Annotated in this window: 11 protein-coding genes; 5 read left to right on the top strand and 6 right to left on the bottom strand. The window is 67.6% G+C overall.

Translation table 11 applies throughout. From position 1 onward, the window contains the following. Positions 1-31 precede the first annotated feature (31 nt). Positions 32-1,231 carry a glycoside hydrolase family 6 protein gene (locus tag ABWI04_RS05200; RefSeq protein WP_353831614.1) on the bottom strand — a complete coding sequence of 400 codons (1,200 nt, stop codon included), beginning with the start codon at positions 1,229-1,231 and terminating at the stop codon, positions 32-34. Between the two features lie 263 nt (positions 1,232-1,494). Beyond that, positions 1,495-2,844: a pentapeptide repeat-containing protein gene (locus ABWI04_RS05195; RefSeq protein ID WP_353831613.1), complete on the bottom strand. Its 1,350-nt coding sequence runs from the start codon at positions 2,842-2,844 to the stop codon at positions 1,495-1,497. Positions 2,845-3,629: 785 nt separating this feature from the next. On the opposite strand from ABWI04_RS05195, the gene ABWI04_RS05190 reads away from it, so the two are divergent. From ABWI04_RS05190 to ABWI04_RS05180, 3 genes are all read left to right on the top strand, one after another. Further along, complete coding sequence (locus ABWI04_RS05190; protein ID WP_353831612.1) at positions 3,630-4,199, top strand: hypothetical protein; 570 nt, start codon at positions 3,630-3,632, stop codon at positions 4,197-4,199. Positions 4,200-4,336: 137 nt separating this feature from the next. Continuing rightward, positions 4,337-5,062, top strand: a complete 726-nt coding sequence (locus ABWI04_RS05185) for a hypothetical protein (protein ID WP_353831611.1) — start codon at positions 4,337-4,339, stop codon at positions 5,060-5,062. A 559-nt stretch (positions 5,063-5,621) separates the two neighbouring features. Beyond that, the gene (locus ABWI04_RS05180; RefSeq protein ID WP_353831610.1) at positions 5,622-6,467 is read left to right on the top strand and encodes an AraC family transcriptional regulator; all 846 of its coding nucleotides are present in this window, start codon (positions 5,622-5,624) and stop codon (positions 6,465-6,467) included. Here ABWI04_RS05180 and ABWI04_RS05175 read toward each other — a convergent pair. After that, positions 6,354-7,550 carry an MFS transporter gene (locus tag ABWI04_RS05175; protein ID WP_353831609.1) on the bottom strand — a complete coding sequence of 399 codons (1,197 nt, stop codon included), beginning with the start codon at positions 7,548-7,550 and terminating at the stop codon, positions 6,354-6,356. The two genes, ABWI04_RS05180 and ABWI04_RS05175, sit on opposite strands and share 114 nt — an antisense overlap. A 120-nt stretch (positions 7,551-7,670) precedes the next feature. Here ABWI04_RS05175 and ABWI04_RS05170 point away from each other — a divergent pair, with 120 nt between their 5' ends. Together ABWI04_RS05170 and ABWI04_RS05165 are read left to right on the top strand one after the other, a co-directional pair. Continuing rightward, complete coding sequence (locus tag ABWI04_RS05170) at positions 7,671-7,952, top strand: hypothetical protein (RefSeq protein ID WP_353831608.1); 282 nt, start codon at positions 7,671-7,673, stop codon at positions 7,950-7,952. Positions 7,953-8,778: 826 nt separating this feature from the next. After that, positions 8,779-11,478, top strand: a complete 2,700-nt coding sequence (locus tag ABWI04_RS05165) for a protein kinase domain-containing protein (protein WP_353831607.1) — start codon at positions 8,779-8,781, stop codon at positions 11,476-11,478. Here ABWI04_RS05165 and ABWI04_RS05160 read toward each other — a convergent pair. Genes ABWI04_RS05160 through ABWI04_RS05150 form a run of 3 tightly spaced genes read right to left on the bottom strand, consistent with a single transcriptional unit; the run spans position 11,420 to position 20,950 of the window. Beyond that, entirely contained in the window at positions 11,420-13,963 is a 2,544-nt protein-coding gene (locus tag ABWI04_RS05160; protein ID WP_353831606.1) for a hypothetical protein, read from the bottom strand. The genes ABWI04_RS05165 and ABWI04_RS05160 overlap by 59 nt on opposite strands. Then, positions 13,956-17,279 carry a phospholipase D-like domain-containing protein gene (locus ABWI04_RS05155; protein WP_353831605.1) on the bottom strand — a complete coding sequence of 1,108 codons (3,324 nt, stop codon included), beginning with the start codon at positions 17,277-17,279 and terminating at the stop codon, positions 13,956-13,958. Before ABWI04_RS05155 ends, ABWI04_RS05160 begins: the two co-directional genes overlap by 8 nt. Then, positions 17,276-20,950, bottom strand: a complete 3,675-nt coding sequence (locus tag ABWI04_RS05150; protein ID WP_353831604.1) for an AAA domain-containing protein — start codon at positions 20,948-20,950, stop codon at positions 17,276-17,278. The genes ABWI04_RS05155 and ABWI04_RS05150 overlap by 4 nt, the downstream gene beginning before the upstream one ends. Between the last annotated feature and the right edge of the window lie 532 nt (positions 20,951-21,482).

Raw genomic sequence — 21,482 nt, 5'->3', positions numbered from 1 at the left:
GACCGCGTCACGCAGGTCCGGTTGGGGCCGGTCAGCGGAGAGGAGGTACGGCTCGCTGGGCGAGGCCCAAGGCGTACTCGGGCCACCAGGCGCCGGCCGCAGGATCGACCACGCCGTACTCGGGGTCCTCCGGACCGGCGGTGCCGCGGGTGCACTGGCCGTCGGATTCGCCGGGACGCTTGATCCAGAGGAACGCGTCGACCAGGGGATCACCGGTGCGGGTCGAGGGCCGGGCGCCCAGGCCGCGGCCCGGCGGGTTGCACCAGACCTGAGGGTCGGTGTACTTGCCTGCCGGAGGCGTCCACGGCCCCTGGCCGTTGCGGCTGGTGTCCAGGACGAAGTGTGTGAGCTCGCGCGGATCGTCCGGGACGGTGGCCAGGTCGGTGTCGGAGCAACTGGTCGCGCCCGTCTCCTGACGGAAGCGCAGGCACTTGGACAGCCTGGTGCCGTACGAGACCAACTCCTCGTCACTGCGGTAGTTGGAGACGTTCAGCGCGAAGCCGTCGGCCTTGGCGACGCCGCCCTTCAGCAGGCGGCTGGCCATGCCGAGCTGGGCGCGCGGTTCGCCGTATCCGGCGTCGTAGTCGTTGAGGGGCTGCCAGTCCGAGTGTCCGGAGTCCACGTAGACGCCGGTGCGCGGCAGCCGCTGCAGGGCGCCGACCGCGTAGTTGATCTCGCGGAAGCGTTCGTCGACCCGGGCGGTGTCCTCCGGCGTTCCAGTGGTACCGCCGCCGCCCTCGTTGCACCACGGCTCGCTGGACAGCAGCGCCAGCCCGTCGGGCTCCACGATCACCACGGCCCGGCCACCGCCGATTGCCTTGGCGAAGGCGTCGATCCAGGCGCGGTAGGCGGCCTCGGTCGGAGCGCCACCCGCTGAGTACTGCGAGCAGTCCCGGCCCGGTACGTAGTACGCGACCAGCACCGGAACGGCGTGCTGCTTGGCGGCTCTGACCATCGTCTGCCGCACCGCCGTCCGCACCTCAGCGGGGGTGCCGCTGGTGAACCAGATCGCCTGCGAGACCTTGGACAGGGCCCGCATGTGCGCCGCGTCGGCATCGCGCCCCGCGGCCGCCCAAACGTCAGCCTGTCGCTCGGCGTTCGTCGAGGGCTCGACGTAGAACCTGGCCTTCCCGGCCAGCGGGTCGACGTGCTCCAACGCCTGCGCCGGCGGGGCGAGAAGCGCGACGATGCTCGTCGCGGCCGTGGCGAGGATCCCGATGCCGCGTCTCATCCGGTACTCCAGAATCTCGGGGTGGTGGAGGAGGCGCACCCATGAGAATCGCTGAGTGATCCGGCCAAGCGGGACGAGTGAGCCGGAGTGTGGGAGCGCTCCCATGCAGGAGTCTGAGCATCCTGTGAAGATCCGTCAAGACCCAAAACCCGAAGATCGTCCATGCGCGGTCGTCACACTGCCGGCGCGTGTATGGCTCAGTGGTTAGCGCAACAGCAAGCGGCCAGGTGAGTTCATCCACCCAGGATGTTGACGACTGCCAATTAGTGGCCGATGTCGAAGAAGGGGTCGCCCTCCGGAAGGGGGTGTGGTTGAGGGAGGGGTTCCCGTCGTCCGGGTGGAGTTGGTGGCTCTTTGCGTACTCGAAAGGTGTCCTGGTCGATGGGGCCGGATACCCGGCGGACGGCCTCGGCCATCTCGTCGTCCGGCCATCTCGTCGTGGAGTCCCAGGTGCACTGAGCGAAGCGCGACAGTATGTAGCTCGAGTCTATCGATCCAGAAGAGTAGTGTAGGCGGGCGCCGGTGAAATCCGTCCCGGTGAGGTCGGCGCCGCTGAAATAGGCTCCTACCAGGTGGGCGCCGATGAACTTGGTCCGCACGAGCTTGGCGTCATTGAAGCACGAGGTGCCGATCTCGGGGGCGCCGCCGAAGTAGGCGCCGGTCATGTCGGCATCGGTCAGGTCGGCACCGACGAAATCGCCGACGATGCCGAAGTCGGCGTCGCGTAGATCCGCTCCGACGAGTTTGGCGCGAGCGAACCGGGCTCCCAGGACAGGGGCCCCGCCCGGATCGGCGCAGGAGAGATCAGCATGGCGCAGATCGGCTCCGCTGAGGTCGGCGCCTATGAGGTCGGTCCCCTCGGGGAACCGGACGCCCCGCAGGTCGGCCCCACGCAAGTCCTTGCCGGCGAGCCGGGCGACGGCCTCGGCACTGCTGTCATCGATCAATTCCGCCAGGTTGTCCGGTAATCCGGACGGCCGACTGGCCCCTGTCCGCTCGCCGCTGATGGCGTCGTCGGGGACGACCCTTCCGTGCAGCGCGTACAGGTGGAAGCCGTCGCGGTAACTTAAAGCCGGACCTGTGCGGCAGTGCAGCACCAAAGGGCCTTCCAAGGACCTTGGCGCCTTGGCGAGACGGATCTGAGCGGGCCGCTCGCACACCAGGCAGACCTCCTTGAAGGGCCACCAGCCGCCGCAGGACTCGATGAGTTCCTTCCACAGCGCCAGCCTCCGTTTCCAGACCTCCCGTCGCCGTTTACGGAAAAACCATCCGCCCCTCTTTCCCCGATGACCGCTGAGCAGGGTCAGGAGGAACTCGCCCGGTTCCGGCACACCGTGAGCGGCCGCGATCGCCTGGGGCTTTGGCGAGCCGAACTCACTCCAGTTCCAATCGGGATCCCCGCGAGGTGAATCGATCCACACCAGCCGAGGCTGCGGCGCGCCGACCAGTTCGTACAACCCGCGGATCGCCGCCTCGGCGGCAGGCCGGTCGGCCGGCTCAGTGGCTTGCCGTCCCGCCCACTCGGGCAGGCGAGCGGCCAGCCGTGTGATTTCCAGGCCGGCAATGTCCGGGTGGACATAGATCTCAGTGTTGAACGGGCGAGGCAGCGCCATACTCGCTCCCTATCACGGGACACGCCACGCAACCAGGGCCCAAGCCAAGGCGCCTCCAGCCCAGTCCAGCAACCCAGAGACCGAGAAAGAAGCGCCTTGCCGCCGATCCGCTTCCACGGAGCGGCCACGCTGGCGCCGCTCGCCAAGGTCGGCCTAAAGATGATCAGCGAAACGCGGGGGCGCCTCGCATTCCTCATCCACCGCAGACACCTACACCTAGGTTTCCCGAGATGCCCGGGCAGCCACCGAACCATCCCGGTGAAACCGCCTGCCCCTGAACCCGTGGGCAGTTCTTTCAACGGACGTGGGCGGCGCGGTGGTGGCGGTGGGGGACAGCAAGGACCCGGCGATCCGCCGCACCCCACCGACCTCACAGGGAAGACCCCACGCCCGTCCGCCTTCCCCTGTAGGAATTTCCGTCGGATACGCCCCTGAACTGGGGTTGAGGGAGGAGCGTTGATCGCCTTCGGAGGCGCTGCCACTACGTTCAGACCGCTTGTCCAGGTTCGCATGTGGAGCGGGGTTTCGTGGCGCTGGACGCGGCCTGGCAGCAGATGGCCGCCCGGCTGACCCGGCCGGCGACGACGCCCGCGTCCGCGTGGCGCGGCGAGCTGGTCTTCTTGGCCCCTTGTCATCCCTGGTCAGGCGGGACGTGCGGCTGTAGCTCTCACGGGGGAGACGGGACGGCACGGCCCACCCGGCTGGGGGAGGGATCCGGCCCCCGATCCCAGCAAAGTCGTTCATGCCGGGATCGGGAGCCGGAGCGCCACTCTCAAGGAGCCACGATGACCACGACCCTTATCGAAACGGCGTCCGCTGGCGTCCAAGTCCAGCGGGGCGGCTGGAAAGCGGGGTTCCGCACCGTGCCTGGTGTGCCCAGATGGGCGCGCTGGGCGGCGCACGCGGCGGCCCTGACGACGCTGCCGTCGGCGTTGTGGCGGCTGCCGATGGCGTGGGGGTTCGGGATGGGCTTCACCGACGAGGCGATGGTGGAACTGCACGTCCCCGGCTGGGGCTCGGCGTACGTGCTCGCCCTGATCCTGCTGAGTGAGGTCGCATCGTTCGCCACCCTCGGTCTGATCCAGCCGTGGGGGGAGCGGTTCCCCCGCTGGATGGGGTTCGTCGGCGGCAAGCGCGTGTCGGTGCGGTTCGCGGTCACCACCGCGACGTTGGGGGCGATGGCGGTGCTGCTGTACGCCGCCGGCTACTTCTACACCTGGACGCATCGCAGCTCCGGTTCCCCGACCGGCGCATGGGCGTGGCTGATGAACGCCTCCTTCGCACCGGTCGTGTTCTGGGGCCCGCTGCTGATCGCGGTCACCGTCCACTACTACCGGCGACGCCGCGCGGCCTGACCGGCTCTCAGCATGGACCGGGCCCACGCCCAGGAGCTTCGACGCCACCGCCCAGCTCTGGCTGTGTCCGCGGACTCGATCACCTCCCCTGCATCACCGCTCGGCGACGAAACATCAGATAGAAGGAGAACTCCCAGATGATCGTGAAGCGCGCACGTAAGGCCGCTGTCCTTGTTCTCGGTGCGGGCGTGGCCGCTGCGGCCGTGGTCACCGCGACCACAGGTGCGGTCCAGGCCAAGATCAAGCCGAACAAGCCCAAGGTCGCCGGCGTCACCGGGTCCGGCGAGTTCCGGATGACGTTCCTGCCGAAGGACGACAAGGACCGCCGCTTCTTCACCTTCGACGTCCGTCAGGCTCCGTTCACTCACCACCGCGTTCTCCCCGGCGGGGCGACGATCACCGGGTCGCCGAACGATGCGACCGGCACGGTGAAGATCAAGCACCACTTCGCTCCGGGGAAGCGGACCTTCTACGCGATCGGCCGGGCCGACTCGCTGATCACCTCCCCGGGCTACGCCACGATCACCGCCGAGATCGTCAAGACGTGGTGCGTGGAGGACACCCCGACCCCCGAGGGCTGCGAGGGCCCGCCATGGGTCGGTATGACCAAGGGTTTCAGCGTCTACGACGCCGGCCGGGACCACGGTGGCAAGCCAGGCCGGTCCAAAGACAGGATCGGGATGTCCTGGGAGTACGCCAACATGCTCGTCAACCCCCAGGGTGAGACCTACGAACCCGAGCAGGTCGGCACCGCGATGGCACCGGCCCCGTTCTCCCCCGTCCTGTCCGGCGGGTTCACCGTCGTCCACAAAGACCTAGCGGTGCCGTCGAAAGCCGACATGCCGCAGCCACCCCAGCAGTGATGACGCGGGGCTGAAGCCACAGGACGCCCGGAGCGTCCAAGCCCCGGACTCTCCGGTCATCCTGTCGGGGTTGGCCCATTGGCACCTCTGGAACGCGACAGGGACTTCACTCAAGATCACAATCTTGGACGAAGTCCCTGGTCAGAGTGGCGGAGGATCGGGGATGTGAACCCCGGATGGGCTTGCACCCAAACCGCATGAGCAGAGCCATTCTTGGCGTGCTATGTGATGATTCCATCCCGGCGAATTCGCGTTCCCGCAGGTCAGCGACCACATGATGCAGCCTCATCCACCGTGATCCATTACAGTTCGTGCGCACCTTGTGCTCACCGACCGTCGATGGAGCCGAAGGTAGACCTCGCCATCCGAGCACTCACTGTAATCACCAGGTCGACTCCCGTAGCCAGTCGAGGCTCGCCAACCGGGACGCCATCCGGGACGCGCGGGAATAGGCCGCCGTCTTGTCTCTGCTTCAGCTCACGTGGCGAACATCGTGGATATCTCACGGGCAGACGACGTCGGCACCTCCTCCCCGGAACCGGCGTGGGAGATGTCGGGCATGGACCATGTCCAGCTGCCGGCGGGCGCGGTGCTCACCGAACGGCCGGTCCCGCTGTGGGCGTTGGTGCTGGAGGGCGAACTCACGCTTGAGGTGGCGTTCGAGGCGCAGTCGCTCGCGGAGGGGGACGCCGTCCTCATCGACGCCCGCACCGCTTACCGGCTCACCGCGTCGGAGCGGCACGAGGAGTCCGCCTTGGTTGTAGCGGACCTGCGCATGGCCGTCCCGGTCCGTCGGCTGCCCAGCCCGCTGGTGGTCCGCGGCTTCGGCAGCCGGCATGGCGGCGTCATGGCGCTCGTCACGCAGTGCCCGCTCGAACGTGCGTGCCGGCCGACCCTGTTCGCCGCCAGCTACGGCAACCTGATCGGCGCGGCGATGACCACCTCTTGGCAGGAGGACGAGGGCGGCGACGCCGGACCTCCCGACGAGGCCGTCACCGCGGTGGTGGCCGCCGTGACCGCCCGCCCGGCCGAGCCGTGGACCGTCGAGGGGATGGCCCGCCTGGTCCATCTGTCGCGTTCCGCCCTGGGCGAGCGGTTCCGCCGCGCCCTCGGCCGCGGACCCGCGGAGGTGCTCCGGGAGATCCGGATGCGGGAGGCGCGCCGACTGCTCGCGGACCCCTCGCGTCCGGTGGAGTACATCGCGTCCGCCGTCGGGTACGGCTCCACCGCTGCCTTCAGCCGGGCGTTCTCGTCCCACCACGGCGTCGCGCCGCAGGCCTGGCGGGAGCCGTCACCCGCGCGGGACGCGCAGCGCGGCGAAAAGCAGCCCGGCCGCCGCGGCGAACCCCGTCCCGAGCAGGAAGGCCGCCTGCATGCCGCGGGCGTCCAGGAGCGCGCCTCCTGACGCCGACCCCAGCGTGATCGCCACCTGGAACGCGGTGACCTGCAACGAAAGGGCCGACTCGGCGCGTTCGGGCTCGACGCGGGTCACCCATAGCTGGGTGGCGACCGGGACCATGTTGAAGGCCAGGCCCCACACGACGACCCCCGCGGCCAGCACCGGCAGGGATGGCGCGGTCGCGGTGACCAGCAGGCCGCCGGCCAGCAGAAGCGGGGCCGCGGCGACCACAGCGCGCAGCCGTCCCGCGAACCGCCCGGCGGCGAGGTTGCCCGCCATCCCGCCCACGCCCCAGGCCAGCAGCAGCCATACCGTGGCGCCCGCGTCGACGTCCTCGATCGCGACCCGGACGAAGGGGTAGGCGGCGAAGTTGCCGAACGCGACCAGGACCACGCCCAGCACCCCGGCCATCAGCCACCGGTTGGCGAGCGCCGCCCGCAGCATCGCCATTCCGGCGGCCGGGTGCGGGGGTACCGGCGGCAACGTCAGGGCCACGGCCAGGGCAGCGGCAATGCCGAGGGCCGCCGCGACGCCGAACACCAACCGCCAGCCGACCGCGTCGCCGAGCAGGGACGCCAACGGGACGCCGCCGATCGTCGCGAGGGTTACGCCCAGCGCGATGGACGTTGACACCACGCTGTCGCGTCCCGGCACGGCGCGGGTCCCGGCGCCGAACGCGAACGACCAGTACCCGGCGATGGCGACGCCGAGGACGAGCCGGCCGAGGAGCAGGACGGCGAAACCGGGGGCGACCGCCACCGCCAGGTTCGAGACGGCCGCCGCGACCAGCAGCCCGGTCAGGACCGTGCGCCGGTCGGTCCGCGGCAGCAGCACCGCGATGCTGGGGGCGGTGATCGCGCCCGCGACCGCGGTCGCCGCGACCGCCAGCCCGGCGGTGCCCTCGCTGACCCCGAGGTCGCCGGCCATCGCGGGCAGCACGCTCGCCGGCAGGAACTCGCTACCGACGAGCACCGCGATCCCGGCAGCGAGCGCGACGATCGGTGACCAGTTCGTCGAGCCGCCGGACCGCGCCGAGGACTTGGGCGGCGAAGTGTCTGCGGACGGCGGCGAGGACTGAGGCGTGGACATGCCTTCCAGTCTCGCCTCCACCGCGCCGCCGCAGTTGATCGCGTGACGCGCACAGTTGACCGTCTGACCGGTCTGTGACCGGCCGGGCTCCCGGTGGAGTCGTGGTCGCCGCGGGGGTGGATGACGATGCCACTGTGCATGTGCTCGGACATGCGGGGCGAGCCGGGCGTGGACGGGGTCGCGGTCGGCGTCAACATGAAACTGATCAGCGAGACTCTCGGCCACGCCCGCCACTCGTTCACCGCCGACACCTACACGTCGGTGCTTCCGGAGGTGTCCCGGGCAGCCGCCGAGGCGGTGGCTGCGGTCGTCCCTCGTTGGACGCGGCAGAGCACACCTGACGCCGCCAACGTGATCTCACCTGCGGACCGACGCAACCGGCGCGGTCAACACGCAGGGTAATCAAAGACGAGACGGCCAGCATCCGCATCGTCGGTGACGAAAGCACTCCGACGACATCCCGTGCACACCAGGCCAGGAAGAACGGGCATCCGAAACGCGACAGGGACTTCGCTCAAGATCTAGATCTTGGACGAAGCCCCTGGTCAGTGTGGCGGAGGATCGGGGATTTGAACCCCGGATGGGCTTGCACCCAAACCGCATTAGCAGTTCCTTTTTTGGCGTGTTATGGGCTAGTTCACTATCCTCGCGCATTCGCATTACCGCAGGTCAGAGGTTCGCATGATGCGCCCCCATCCCCCGTGATCCATTACAGTTCGTGCGCACCCTGTGCTCACCAAGGGTGGAGGTTCGGGCACCGCAAGAAGCCAGTCGCTCATTACACATAGTGACGACTGTGTTGATCGGAATGCTTGAGCACTTGCTGGCCTGCCGCGCCTGGCGCCGCCATGGGGCGCAGGCGTCGGATCGAGCCGGTGTCATCCAGGCTGCCAGCGCGATCCAAAGCAGGTACTCGTTGCGCCGGGCGGTACGAGTGAGGTCCACATCACGGCGGGCGCAGCGAGGTCGTCGCCCTGCTCACCGATAGGAGAAGAGTCCCCCTCATCCCGGGCCCTGGTGTCGCACGCACAGCCGACACCCGGGATCTGGACTCTTGAAATCAGGCAGGGCCGGTTACGGCCGGTTCGGCGCAAAAGTGACCTACAACTGTGCCGGTAGGACTACAGTATGGTCCAAAGAAGGTCGATTCGTCCCGTCTGCACCGGATCGCAGCAGCAATTCCAGAAGGGGCCCCGCGGTGGCGTTGATCATTGCCGGAGGAACTCCGGTGAACGAGGCCGAAGAGTTGGTCATCGACCTGCTGGACAAGCACGAGGATGGCTGGATCGCGGTCCACAACGTGGACATTCCTTTCTCTGGTGCAGACGAGCGCGAGATCGATATCGTTGTCATCACAGACCATTCGGTCGTGCTCGTCGACGTCAAGGGAGGACGCGGCCCCGTGACTGCAGCGGGACCGCGCTGGCTCCAGGGTTCGGCATACGCCAATCCCGCCAAGAAGATCCGTGAGAACGCCAAACGTTTCAGTAGTTGGCTCGTTGAGCAGGACGAGCGGCTGGGCCGTATACACGTCGATGGCCTCGTCGTCCTAGCAGGGGAGAACGCCCGGCTCGCGGACCCTGAGGGCCAAGACCATCGCGTCACCATTCCCGTTGCGGACCTGTTCACCACCCTCGAAGATGAGAAACGAAGAGGAAACCGCGCTCCGATCAGGATTTATCGAGATGAAATACTCCGTGCGCTGACCAAATTGATCGGTCCGGTGTCCGGTCTGCCCGTGTTCGGGCGCTGGAAAGTGATCGAGGCGATCGGCGCTATTGGCGCATCGGAATGGATTTCGGAGTTTCGTGCCGCCGACGTCTTGGATCCGAAGTCAAAAATCGCGCTTCTCCAAGTGCATTCCACTCCGCGCGCCATGGCGGACGACGCGAGGCAAGCCCACATCGCTCGGGTGCGGAACGGATATGACACTCTTCGCGACGTCGAACCGCATCCCCGAATCATCCGGTTTCTCGACTGCTTTCAGAATCCGGGTGAGGACGAGGTGGTGGTCGTCATGGACGATCACGCCCCGTACACTGCCGGAGAGTCCCACCCCGAGTTGATCGTCGACCTTCTCGAGGGTCTCTCCCACCTTCATGCGCACGACACGCTGCACCGTGCCATTTGCCTTGACGCCCTGGTCGTCAACGCGGAAGGGCGGGGCGTCATCACCCGCTTCCAATACGCCCGTACCGGCCCCTCCCGCCGTGTGCGTTCCCTTGACGGCGACGCGCTGTTGGACGCCTCGGGCGACCCGTACCTGGCGCCCGAGTGCATGCTTCGCCCTGACCGGCTGAGTACCCGCTCCGATGTCTACGCTGCCGGTGTGCTCGCGTTCGAGCTGGCCACCGGTGCCCAGCCGGCGGAACTCGACGACCCGTGGGGCAGGCTGGCGGACCTGCTTGGCCCGCAACGGGCCGAGATAGTGCGGGCGATGTGCGCCGAAGACCCCACCCAGCGTCCGACTGCGGCGCACGCCTTCCGAGTGTTCTCCGCGGAGCCCGAGCCCGACTACGCGAGGCTCCCCGCCGGGTTCAAGATTGACAAGTATGAGGTGGTGGATCGCCTCGGCGAGCCCGGCTCACACGCGGTGGTCTACCACGTCCACGACACCATCGAGGATGGGAAGCGTGTCCTCAAACTGTTCCACCGCGACCTCGCCCGTGCGAAGGCACGCGTGCTTACGGAGTACTCCGCGTTGCGGGAAGTCAGACATCCCGCCATCGCGCGTCCCGTGCATACCAACCTTTATGACCGTGCCATCCCCTACCTGGTCTCCGAATACACGCAGGGTATCAGCCTGGCCGAGCTCGGCTGCATAGAGCCGGAGGAGGTTCGCCGGTTCGGAGAACAGCTTGCCAAAGGGCTAGAGGCCCTCCACGAGAAGAATGTCCATCACCGTGACATCACCCCGCGGAATGTGCTGTGGACCGGCGACGATTGCACGATCATCGACTTCGACTTGGCCGTCCGAGCGGGCGAGCGGGCTGTCCCGGGAGTGGGCACCCCCAGGTACCTGCCTCCGGACCAGCCCGCGGGGCGAGATCTTACCCCGGAGGAGCTAACCGATCAGGACGTCTACGGCCTGGCGGTGTGCCTGTACGAGGCGGCGACCGGCGACTACCCCTGGGAGACAGAGGTTCCGTTGCCGGGTGTCCGGCCTCGCCGCGTTGAAGTCGGTGATCTCGCGGACGTCCTCCACAAGGCGCTGTCTCCCGAACGCGGAGACCGCTTCAAGACGGCCGCCGAACTGTACTCGGCGCTTCACTACGGGCTCAGCGAGCCGAGGAGCGACCGGTTGCCCCGCCTCCTGATCGTGGACGACCACCACACCGGCTCCATCATCAAGAAGCTCGGGCCCGAATATGACTGTCTCCCGTTGGACTCGAAGCCGGAATGGGACCGTTTCCTACGCGACGGTGGGGTCCTGGACTTCGATGGAGCGATCGTCGACCTCCATCTCTCCGAGAACAGTCTTGGAGAGGGAGTCGACATCCTCAGGTACCTGTGCAATCACACCGACATTCCCACCGCGGTCATCACGATGAACACTGGGGAGACCGACGACGACGGGAACGCCTCGTTCCGGCATCAGTACCGGGCGGTTCGGCTGGAACACAAGAAAGACGACAAGTGGTGGGGCAATCTCCGGGAGATCGCCCTCATCCTGACCGCCGAGACTGGGGAGGGCGCGCTGCGACGCGTTCTCGCCGTGCTGGACTCCGCGCGGTACTGGATGCAGCTACGCACGGCCGAGGCCTCACCCGACGGCCCGCTGTGGAGCCGCCGGGCGGCCTTCTACAGGGAATACGACGAGGTCGAGGCCCTGGCCCGGCGAGCTAGGACGGTGGGAGAGTTCCGCGACCTCAACCGGCGGTCTCTTCGCCTGTGGCGGGAGTGGTACGAGGACACAGCGGAAGGCTGATCTGGACGTGGGCGCCGGGCATTCCGGCGGGGCCAGTGCCGTCGTTCAGCTCCGCCAGTTCCCCGCCGTAGAACTCCTCGATGACCTGACGGGCCAGCACGTTGCCGCGCTTGCTCACGCCGGTCGGCATGGCGGCCGCGAAGCCCGGCCCGTTGTCCTCTATGGAGATCACGCACCAGTCGCCCTCGGCGCGGACGGTGATCTGGGCACGGCCGAACGGGGGCTTGGCAGTGGCGTTGGCAGCATTCCGGAGGAAACCACCAACGACCATCGTTAGGACATAGTCGTTGACCTTCACGTGCAGCGGCCCGCCGATCTCTACTACCGGATCGAGATGGAGCCGCCCCCACTCCACGCTAAACCGGTTTTGAGCCCCCCGCAGCAACGGCTCGACCGGCTGCACGCGCGGTTCGGTCATGCAGTCGGCGTACCGTTTGCCGATGGACTTGAAGGACCGTACGTGGCCGAGCGCCTGCCGAATCACGTCGGTGACATCCGAAGGCGTCGCCCGACTCGCCTCGTCGAGCAGGTCGCGGAGTCGGGTGATCTCGTTCCCCACGTCATGACCGATCATGCTGATCATCTGGTCGCCGTATCCGACGGCGGTGAGTCGTGGATCCTTGAGAACGTGGTTGTTCATCCGGATAACGGCAGAGAGCGCCAACTCCCGCGACCGCGCTGGATCGGTCACTTGGACCAGATCCCGGATGCCGCTGAAAGGCAGCTGGTACGAGCCCGGCCCCTCCGCTTCGAACAGGCCCGCGCCGCTGAGCTGGTCCAGCGCGGCGGGGAAGGTCTCCTCGTGCGCGCTCAACGACTCCCGAGCCTCGGGTAGGCGCTCCGCCAGGTGCTTGGGGTCCACCAAGAGCACCGCCATGTCTTCCCGTAGCTGTTCCATGGTGAACAGATCTCGGGGACGCTCCCAGTAGTAGAGCGCGGCTGTCCGGAAAAGCGCGGCGGTCGTATGGTTGGTGAGTATCGATTCCAAGTGCCGCCGCATGCGCCGGGTCAACTGCTTGTCCCGACGGACGGCGTCGATCGCGACGACGTCCGCCATGTATGCGCGCGGACGCTTGGTTCCCTGGACGAGATGCGCCAGCAGTTCCGTCAGCAGCCGCGGGTTGCCGCCCGTCTCGTACCGCAGCAGGTCTTGACCGACCGCGTCGACGGAGATCCCCATCAGGTCCAGCAACCACGAAACCTCGTGCTCCGACAGCGGGCGGAACGGGACGGGGTCGGCTACTACCCGCCGGACCGGAAGCCTGCAGCAGATCGACCGCAGCAGGTTGACCGAGCGCTGGCGCTGCGTAGACACCGCGTCGGTCCGGCTCGGCAGGAGCAGGCCGACCAGGCACAGCAAGTCCAAGTGCGCGTACCCAGCCGGGGGTTCTCCGTCGGCTGCACGCACCGACGTTCCGGGACCGAGCATCATCCACAGATCGGGTTCGGTGCCGGCGGGCGGTGGGTTTCCCGCTGGTGCGATCCAGGTCGCCACTCCATCCGGTGAACTCGGCAAGATCGGTGGGAGGCCGTGGCCGTGGAACCTGATTCGTGTCAGGACCCCCCCGTCGCGGGTCTCAGTCGTATGGTTCGCCGAGTCGCTGCCGATCAGCTCATGCAGCGCCATGACGAAGTCCAGCACACTGCGGTGATCGACCGTGTCGCATACGCGCCGGATAGCCCGGACGAGGTCGAGTGCGGGAGTGTCGTCCTCCGCGGGAAGCCAGCGCATGTAACCCGCAGCAGCCGGAGGTTTCTCATGCAGGAGCCACGACAGCAGATCCTCGAGCCGCACCTCGGCGTCGGGAAAGGACCAGCGGGGCCGGGTGCGAGGGACGTCGAGGGGCTCGAATTCGTGGGGTCCCCCAGCGGCGGCCTCGGTCGAGCCCATCTCGATCAGCCGTTTCGCCGCGTCGAAACGGCCGGATTCGATGCAGTCGGCGACGGCCCGTGCCCACTCCTCGCCATCTGCGCTGGTTCGGCGCGCTTCGAATTGGGCCTCCAGTTCCTGGCGCCGAGCGCGCTCGATACCGTCGACCCTGCCGCGTTCCTCCTCCAGTTGCGCCCGTGCGCGCCCCCACTGCAGGTCGTCGGCGTTCTCGTCCCGGCCCAGCCAGGGCGGATTCGGTAGCTCGATGCCGACACGCCGCGCCCGCTCCGCCAGGCTGGTCCAGTCGCGGCGCAGTTCGGTTTCCAGCCTTGTGTTCGCTTGGGCGCGCAGCTCGCCGACTTGGGTGGTCTCGTCCGCTGACAGCATCGATGCCGACTGCAGCGCGTCGAGGACGTCGAACTCCTCGTGTTCGACCAGCCATTGCGCGGTTCGCTGCACTTCTCGGGGGGAGCGGGCGAGCCCCGCAGCTAGCGCCGTGGCTAGCGCCTGCGGGGTATGCTCGCCCGACTCAACCGCCACCGCCAGTTCGGGGTACAGCCAGCGCTCCGCCCAGTCGCCGAGAACCGCGTCCAAGACGCTCGCCTGATCAGTCATGGGCGGCTTCCAAGTCCAGCACGTGGGTGAGGTCGGTCAGACATGCGCGCACCAGCCGTCGCTCGGTCGGGTCCAGGCCGGACGCAGCCGCCCACAGGTCGGGCATAAGCTCGGCGAGACCCGCCTTGAGGGCTGTGGCGGCGTTGATGATCTGGCCACTCGCGCCCGTGTCCTGCGATCTGGAGCCCTCCTCAGCCAGTTTGACGAGCTTCCGGGCGCACTCTACGACGGGACTCAGCCGGAGCACGAAGCTGTCCAGAAGCTTCGAATGCAAGGCTGGCGACCTCGGGGCCACCTTCACGCCGGTCTGATTGATCAGGTCGATGAGTTGACTCCTGATGTCGCCGCGCGGACCCAGCGGGCCGGACAGAAACGCACGGACCTTCGTGATGTCCTGAGACTCCACAGCCTCGCCGAGCCGGCCGAATGGCCCGTCGCCTCGGAAGAACGCCACCAAGATCTTCGAGGCGACGTTGATCTTGCCTCGAAGTTGTCGGGCGCCGGCCAGGGCACGATCCAGCTCGGCCCAGGCAGTCTCCTCCTTGGCGACGTGCCGGTCGCGCTCCGAGAGGCTGCTGAGCAGAGTGGACGTGAGTGGTGTGCCGGTGGCCTCAAGGTAGTCCCGGCATAGGTCGCCGAGGGCGAGCCACGGCTCGACCACGCCCTCGCGCAGATCGGAAAGCAGGTCCTGGGTGGCATACGAGGCCCGCAGTACCATTTCCGCCGAGGCGATCACCAGGAGTGCGGCGGATTCGCTGTCGTCCGGGTCCTCGACGAGGGCCTCGAACAGCGCGTCATAGCATGCGCTCGTGTCACGGGCGGCGGCGGCCACCGCCAAGCAGGGGCGCGGCCGGATTGCGTCATCTGGGTCGACGGCACGCAGCACGGCGGCCTCGACGAACCGGCCTCGTTCCCACAGGTCTTGAATCAGCCAGCGGCGCCAGCGCGGTACCTGTTGATGATCGGGCGTCGATGTGGCCAACGCGTGTGGCACGGCGAGGCGCAGAACCTTGGCGGCACCGCTGACCTCGAGCGCGGACAACGCCGGCCAGGGATCGTCGGTGGGAACCGATTCGGCGACCACGCTCGCCAGCCGATCCGGTTCGTCGGCGGCCGCGAGCATCGGATCGAGCAGGCGCTGAAGCGCGGGATCGACTAGCGCCGCAGTCACCGGAACGGGCCGGGAGATGCGTGCCACGTCGTCGCGCTCGCCGGAGGACCCCAGTCCGGAAGCGACCTTGCCTGCAAGTGCAGGGTCGGTCAGCCAAAGGCTGAGCTCGGACCGTTGCAGGTGTGGCGAGCCGAGTGTGCGGAAACCCTCGTACGACAGGTAGTTGAAGCTGCCGATCAGCAACTCGTCATCGCAGACGATCGCCTTGGCGTGGTTGCGGTCCCTGCGAAGGTCGATGCGGCCGGGATGATCGTGGGCGAGACCGCGCAGCCGCTCAACCGCTTGCGTACCGCGTGTGCTGGCCCGTTCCCGGTCGTATACCACCGTAATGTGAGGACCGTCGGGCTCGTCGAGCCTCCGCCGCAGGGCGTCGGCAAACCGGTCGTCCACTACGTCGTCGGAGATCTGGTCGGAGGCGATGACCAGGCGGCGCTGCGCCCTTCCGATGGCCCGCCAGAGCAGTTCCCGGTGGCGGCCGTCGGTGACCGTGTCGACACTCGGCAGCGTCCGGGCCGCGAGCTCGGTGCGCAGCCCCTCGGCATAGGCCGTCCAGGCGCCCGACCAGGCCGCGATCCTGTCGTGGCCGGTGTCCTCGAGATCGATATCGGGATTTGCTACGGGAAACGCCTCGTCCGGGTTCTTGTCTTCGGCCGGGGAGTGATGGGTGCCCTCGTTGGAATCGAGCAGCGCGAAGTCGGCGGCGCGGCAGATGATCTTGCGGCTGGTGGGCCCGTCTGGGACGGCGGCGCGCGCCCAGGCCAGCAGGTTGAGGGCGACCTCATGGCCACGGCCGTCCGGCGCTGAAACCAGTAGGCCCGCCTCCCGTCTGGTGCCTTTGGTGCTTAGGAAGTTGCTGCTGGTCACAAGCGCGCGGCGGTCGTCGCAGATGACCGCCTTGGCGTGGGTACGCGCAGGTAGCGCCGACCGCACCAGCGGAACAGTGGATGGGATGCGCGCCAGCGAGTCGAGGCTGTTCTCGGCCATCCGCTCCAGCGTGTCCTTGTGGTTCATGCCCCACACGACGACGACCTGGACGCCACGGCGGCGCGCGGCGGCGAGGTCGGCTTCATAGGCGCTGAGGGTGTCGTAGCGAACCCAAGGGCAGACCATCACCAGTTGCACGCGGGCGTCGGCGATGAGCGACCGGATCGCGTCCGGGTGCTCCTTGGAGGTGATGGCCTCGACCGTCATCTCGCGCCGGTAGCGCTGATCGAGCAGGGCCACCAGCACCCGCGCTTCGCGGCAAAGCTCCTTGTGCCAGTTCCAGCGCTGTCCGGGCGCAATGTCCACGGCGCGCGCGGCGTGCTCTGCCAGCTGATCCAAACGCTCGGTCAGGTCAGACCGGCCCGCCATGGGCGGGACGCGATCGGCCAGCGCCTTAAGCCTCTGGGCGAAGCGTTCGTTGGGATGCCGTTCGACCAGGTCCGTCAGTACCGCTCCGGCGGCCTCCCAGCGCGTCTCCGGATACTCCCGGTCCGTGACCCGGACGATCAACCGGTCGCTGTCCGGGTCGTGTGCGGCAGTGACCTCCACGGGCAGCCACTTGCGGCTTGGCGTGCCCCGTAGCCCGGCTGCGAGGCTCGCGCTGAGCAACCGCTTTTTTCGGTAGCCGCGCTCGGCCGTCCGCTCATCGAGATCGCGCTGGGACTGGTCGAAGTGGTGTCGCAGCGCCCGGAACAGCTCGCTGTGCGGCGTGTCCTGCAGAGTGAGTTCTGGCCTGGCGTGATGGATCAGTGTGTCGCGGTCGAGTTGTGGCCACTCACGCGGCACCGGCCGTACCAGTCCGCCGATCCGGTCAAGCATGATCTCGATTTGGTCCTCGACGGACTCGGCGCTGGAGAGGCCATCGAGGCGCCCCGCAGCGTTCAGCTCGGCGGTCCTCCGGCTGAGCCCGATCGTTCCGTTGGCGAAGTCCAGGGTGAGGTAGCCCTGACGCCACATGTCGTGGAGCAGATCGAGGACCACGCGGTGGCTCAGCCCGAGTAGCTCGGTGAGCTCGTGGACGTCCAGTCGCTGCGCGTTGGCTCGTGCGGCGATAAGGCGTAGGGCGGTCTCCTCGATCGGTGAGATGCCGTCTCCGAAACCGAAGCGGACCCGGACGGGCAGCGCGTCGCAGGGGAAGAAGAGCATCATGGTCTCCGTCATGAGCCGTCCCCCAGCACCTCCCCGGCGGCGAGCACGTCGCCGAACCGGGTCACAGCGGTGGTCAACTGACTCCAGAACGCCAGGTCGGGACCGGAGACCTCACCGACGGTCGCGAAGTGGGCGATGTCGCCTACGATGACCAACAGCCTGCGGGCCCGCGACATCATCACGTTGATGATGTTCGAGTACGCGAGGTGCCCGATGCTCTGCTGCGCACCGCCACGCATCGTCGATCGCACCAGAGACACGATGACAACGTCCGCTTCTCGTCCCTGGAACGAGTGGATGGTGTGCACTAGGGGCCCGAGGCCCTGCTTGTCGCGCAGCTCGGCCAACTGATCCTGGTACGGAGTGAGGATTGCGAGCCCTTCGTCTCCGAGTTCGGCCGGCGGCCCGCCCATCGTCCGCACCAGCTTGGCGACCAGCCGGGCCTCGCCGGGGTTCTTCCAACGGGGCTCGTCCCCACGATCAGGGAGTGCGCCGGTGTCGAGCCAGACCAGTGATCGGCCGCGAAGGGCGGACGGATGGCGCACCCAGCTCGGCTCGATCTCTCTACCCTGGTGCAGCCCCGACTTGTGTAGGCCGTCTGGGTCCGCGGGGACAGTCGTGTCTGGATAAAAGACCCTCCCCACGCACTCGGCGATGGGCCGGGCCATACGGAACTGGGTGTCGAGTCGTCGCAATGGCGGCCCGGTGTTCGGTGTCGCGGCGTCGTCGGCGTAGTGCTTGAAGATTCGCTCGAAGGCGTCGAATACCTCCATGTGCTCCTGTTTGCGGGCGTAGATGTCGGCGAAGGAGGCGCTGGGGTCGCCCGCGCAACTGTCGATGAACCGTTCGAAGTCCTCCCGGCCGTGCGCGCCGATCTGTTTGTGGTCGCCGATCAGGGTCCAGCGGGTGCCGCGCACGAGGGGAATCGCGATCTCCGTCATCCACGCCTTCGCGGCCTCTTCCAGGACCACCCAGTCAAACTGGGTTCGCGCTCCGCCAGGCGTCACGTTCTCCGGGGTCGCCATGGCACAGGTCGCGAAGACCAGGTTCGCCGAGCGCTGCAGCCGGTCACCCAGCTCGGGCCAGATGTGATTGTGCGCGTCGGTCCGCAGGGCGTTCCGCCATGTCTTCAGCACCGGCAGTACGGGGTCGTTGGCTGCGATCTTGCGGAGAACCGCGTCGACCCGGTCTCGCATCCAACCAAGCTCCCGTTCGGTGGTCCGCTCCCGCATCCAGGGCTCCACCGCTGGGGCCACCCGGGCGTTGTCACGGGTCTCCCCGGAGGCGATCCGCATCGCCACGCCGGGCCAAGCACCTGAGGGGCGTCCCCGCCCGTCGAGCGCGCCGAGCTCGAGGAGTAGCCGCTCGGCGAGGTTGTCCAGCGCGTATCCCGATTGGGCCGAGATCAGCACGCGGGCTCCCGGCTGCGCGGCGAGGTAACGCTTGACTGCCTCGACGACCAGAGTCGTCTTGCCGGTTCCCGGCGGGCCCTGAACGGCGAAGAACGGCTGGTAGGAGAGCATGTCCCGGACGGTCTGCCGGTGCTTCTTCCCGGCCAGTCCCTCGCCGGCCTGCACCCAGCGGTTGGGGAGGAGCTTGTAGCTTCTGGGCTTGCGGAACTGGCGCAGCAATTCCGCAGAGTCGGCCAGTTCCCAGTAGGCGGTGGTCTGCCTGCGAAGCGAGACGATCGTGCCTCGGTCCTCATCGAGGCGGATCCATCCTGCCCCGGGCGGCGTGCGACGCGTTCGTTCCGTGGCGCGCGACGCGGTCACCTTGATGCGGTCCTGCCCAGCATTGCCCGAAACCCGCCAGTTGGAGCTGTCGTGCCAGGCGGGCCTGCCCCTGTGGTCGGCGCCGATCTGCAGGATGACATCCCCGCCGGTCTCCTCCAAGGCCCTGAAAAATTCGCCGAACTCCAGCCGGGCCCGTGAGTCATCGATCTTGGTCAGCAGCGGGTTCTTGCGGATGCGATCCAGATCGCGCTTGCGGTCGTACTGGAGCTCGAAGTCGCCGTGGTCGGTCTCAACAAGTGTGTACGGGTAGATGCGAGCTTGGAGGTGGGCTCCCTGGTACTCCAGCGTCCATTCGATCAGGGTTCGGTCGCGCGTGTCGGCCGGGGTCTCCCTGGCCTGATTGCGGACGGAATCGATGAGCGGGAGCCAGCTCGGCCGATCGGCCAGGACCGTGTCCAGCACGCTCGTGGACATCCGATCGGAGAAAAGCTCGATCGCGGGCAAGGAGATGCGGGTGGTCTGCTCCAGCAGGTCCTCCAGCCGCCTGCGGAACTCGGGCTGGTTCTTGTCCACCGGGTATTTGATGATCAGAGCTCGCTCCTCCGGACTCCCGGACCGGCCGAACACTGCCCCCCGCCGGTACAACTGGCAGAACCACGCGCCGCGCGAGCCGAGGAGGAGGATCTTCGCTTCTCGCTTGGACTCGGCGTTGCTGCCGCCGAGGGGGACGTAGGGCTCGGCGCCGTGCTCGACATGGAGCATCTGAGCGTCTCTGAGGTCGTCGGCGATGACGGTTCGCAGTTCGTCTTCGCCGGTTTCCGTGGTGGAGCTGTGAGTGATCCAGCCCCACGTGAGCAGGGTGCTGTCGGACCATGTCGGCATGTAGAGGACGGCGCGCGGCGAAGTGGCGTCGTCGTCGGTGGTCCAGAACGCGGCGATCTGATTGTGGTCGCGTGCCAGCTGGTTCGCGGCCTCGCCAGCAGGTAGGCGGGACTCGGCGTCGTCAGCGAGCATGCGCGCGAGCAGCGCGCCGAGCTTGGCGGGCAGGGAGCCTGCCTGCGCTGCCTCCCTGATTGCGTCCCGCATCGCCTGATGCCGCTTGCGGACGGCGACTACGCGTTCGTATGGCGTGCCGTTCTCCGGCACCTCGGGGAGCCCAGCCGGGTCGAGAAACCACTCCCAGGCGATCGCGGCCAGGCTGAAGACGTCGGAGTCCGGCCCTTCCTCGAAGGGGGCGCCTTCCAGCAGGTAGAGCAGGCGTTCGGGCGGGCAGTAGTGGAGCGGGTCGTGGCCATCAAGGCGGCGCAGGAAGAAGTCGCGGAGTCGGGTGTCGGGGGCGTTGGCGTCGACCGCCGCGAGATCCAGCAGGTTTGAGATCAGCGTGCTCATCTCGAACCTGGCGATCCACATTTCGTAGTCGTTCTCGGCGTCGACGTAGATCGTCGCAGGAGACAGATCGCGGTGCGTCACGCCGAATTCGTGGAGTTCAGCCAGTGCTTCGGCGAGGGCGCCGAAGCGGTTGACCGCCAATGTCGGCTTGGCGCGCATAAAAGGAGCGGCCTCGGGAGTCGCCATCGAGAGATCGGAGCCACGAGTGGCGATGAACGCCACTCCGCCCGTCCGCACGCCCGCCTGCCGGGTGTCCTCGTCCTCCTGATATCCACCGCTCAGCACCTCCGGGACTGCGCGCAGCGCAGAGTTGCCGAGGCGAAGCAAGACCCGAAGTTCCTGCTCCCATAGCGCGCCGCCGAGATCCGCGAGACCCGTATAGACGTGCAGATCGACGGGGGCGTTCTTGGCATCGACCAAGCGGTAGAACCACACCGAGCCCTCGATCACCGGCTCGCCGCGCAGTTGCCCGGCGGGGGCCGAGTAGGGGCCGTATTGGCAGGCAGGGCCGTCGAAACAGAAATGCCGCACCAGACGATCTACATCACCGATAGTGGTCACGAACCGCCTCCCGTGCCCCCAACTGCGGTGGGCAATAGGAGTCATCTTGTCACGCTTTGTAGGGACGAGGCGGGTAATCGTGTCTATCCAGCGGCCACATCAGGCCCATCAATCCCTCCACAGGTGTGAACCGATCGCGGCCACCGCTCGTCCCGGACGGCTATGGAGGTTTCGCTTGGCGGGCTGGGTTCTTCGACCTTCGCCATGGTGCTGCGACGCTGAGCCGGCTTGGCAAGGTCGACATGAAGGTGTTCGGTGCGACGCTCGGTCACTTCCGGTCATTATTCACGGGGGATACCTACGCCTCGGTTCTGCCTGAGGTGGCCGAAGCGATGGCCGCCGTGGTACCGCCGCGACGCGATGGCCACACCAGACACCAAGAACGCCCCCGCCGCAGGCTTTCAAAGCGGCCGCACATCGCGTGAACACTCACCGTAATCGCCCCGGCGGTTGGTGACCAGGATCAGCACCAAGCGCCCCGCTGGGCGCAGGAGGCACGGTTGTGGGACGCCTGGGCTACGGTCACCGGCCA

It is taken from the genome of Actinomadura sp. NPDC000929 (assembly GCF_040492065.1).
GTDB classification, from domain to species: Bacteria; Actinomycetota; Actinomycetes; order Streptosporangiales; family Streptosporangiaceae; genus Spirillospora; species Spirillospora verrucosospora.
The sequence above is the reverse complement of the archived record's forward strand: the minus strand, read 5'-3'. Positions and strand labels throughout refer to the sequence as shown.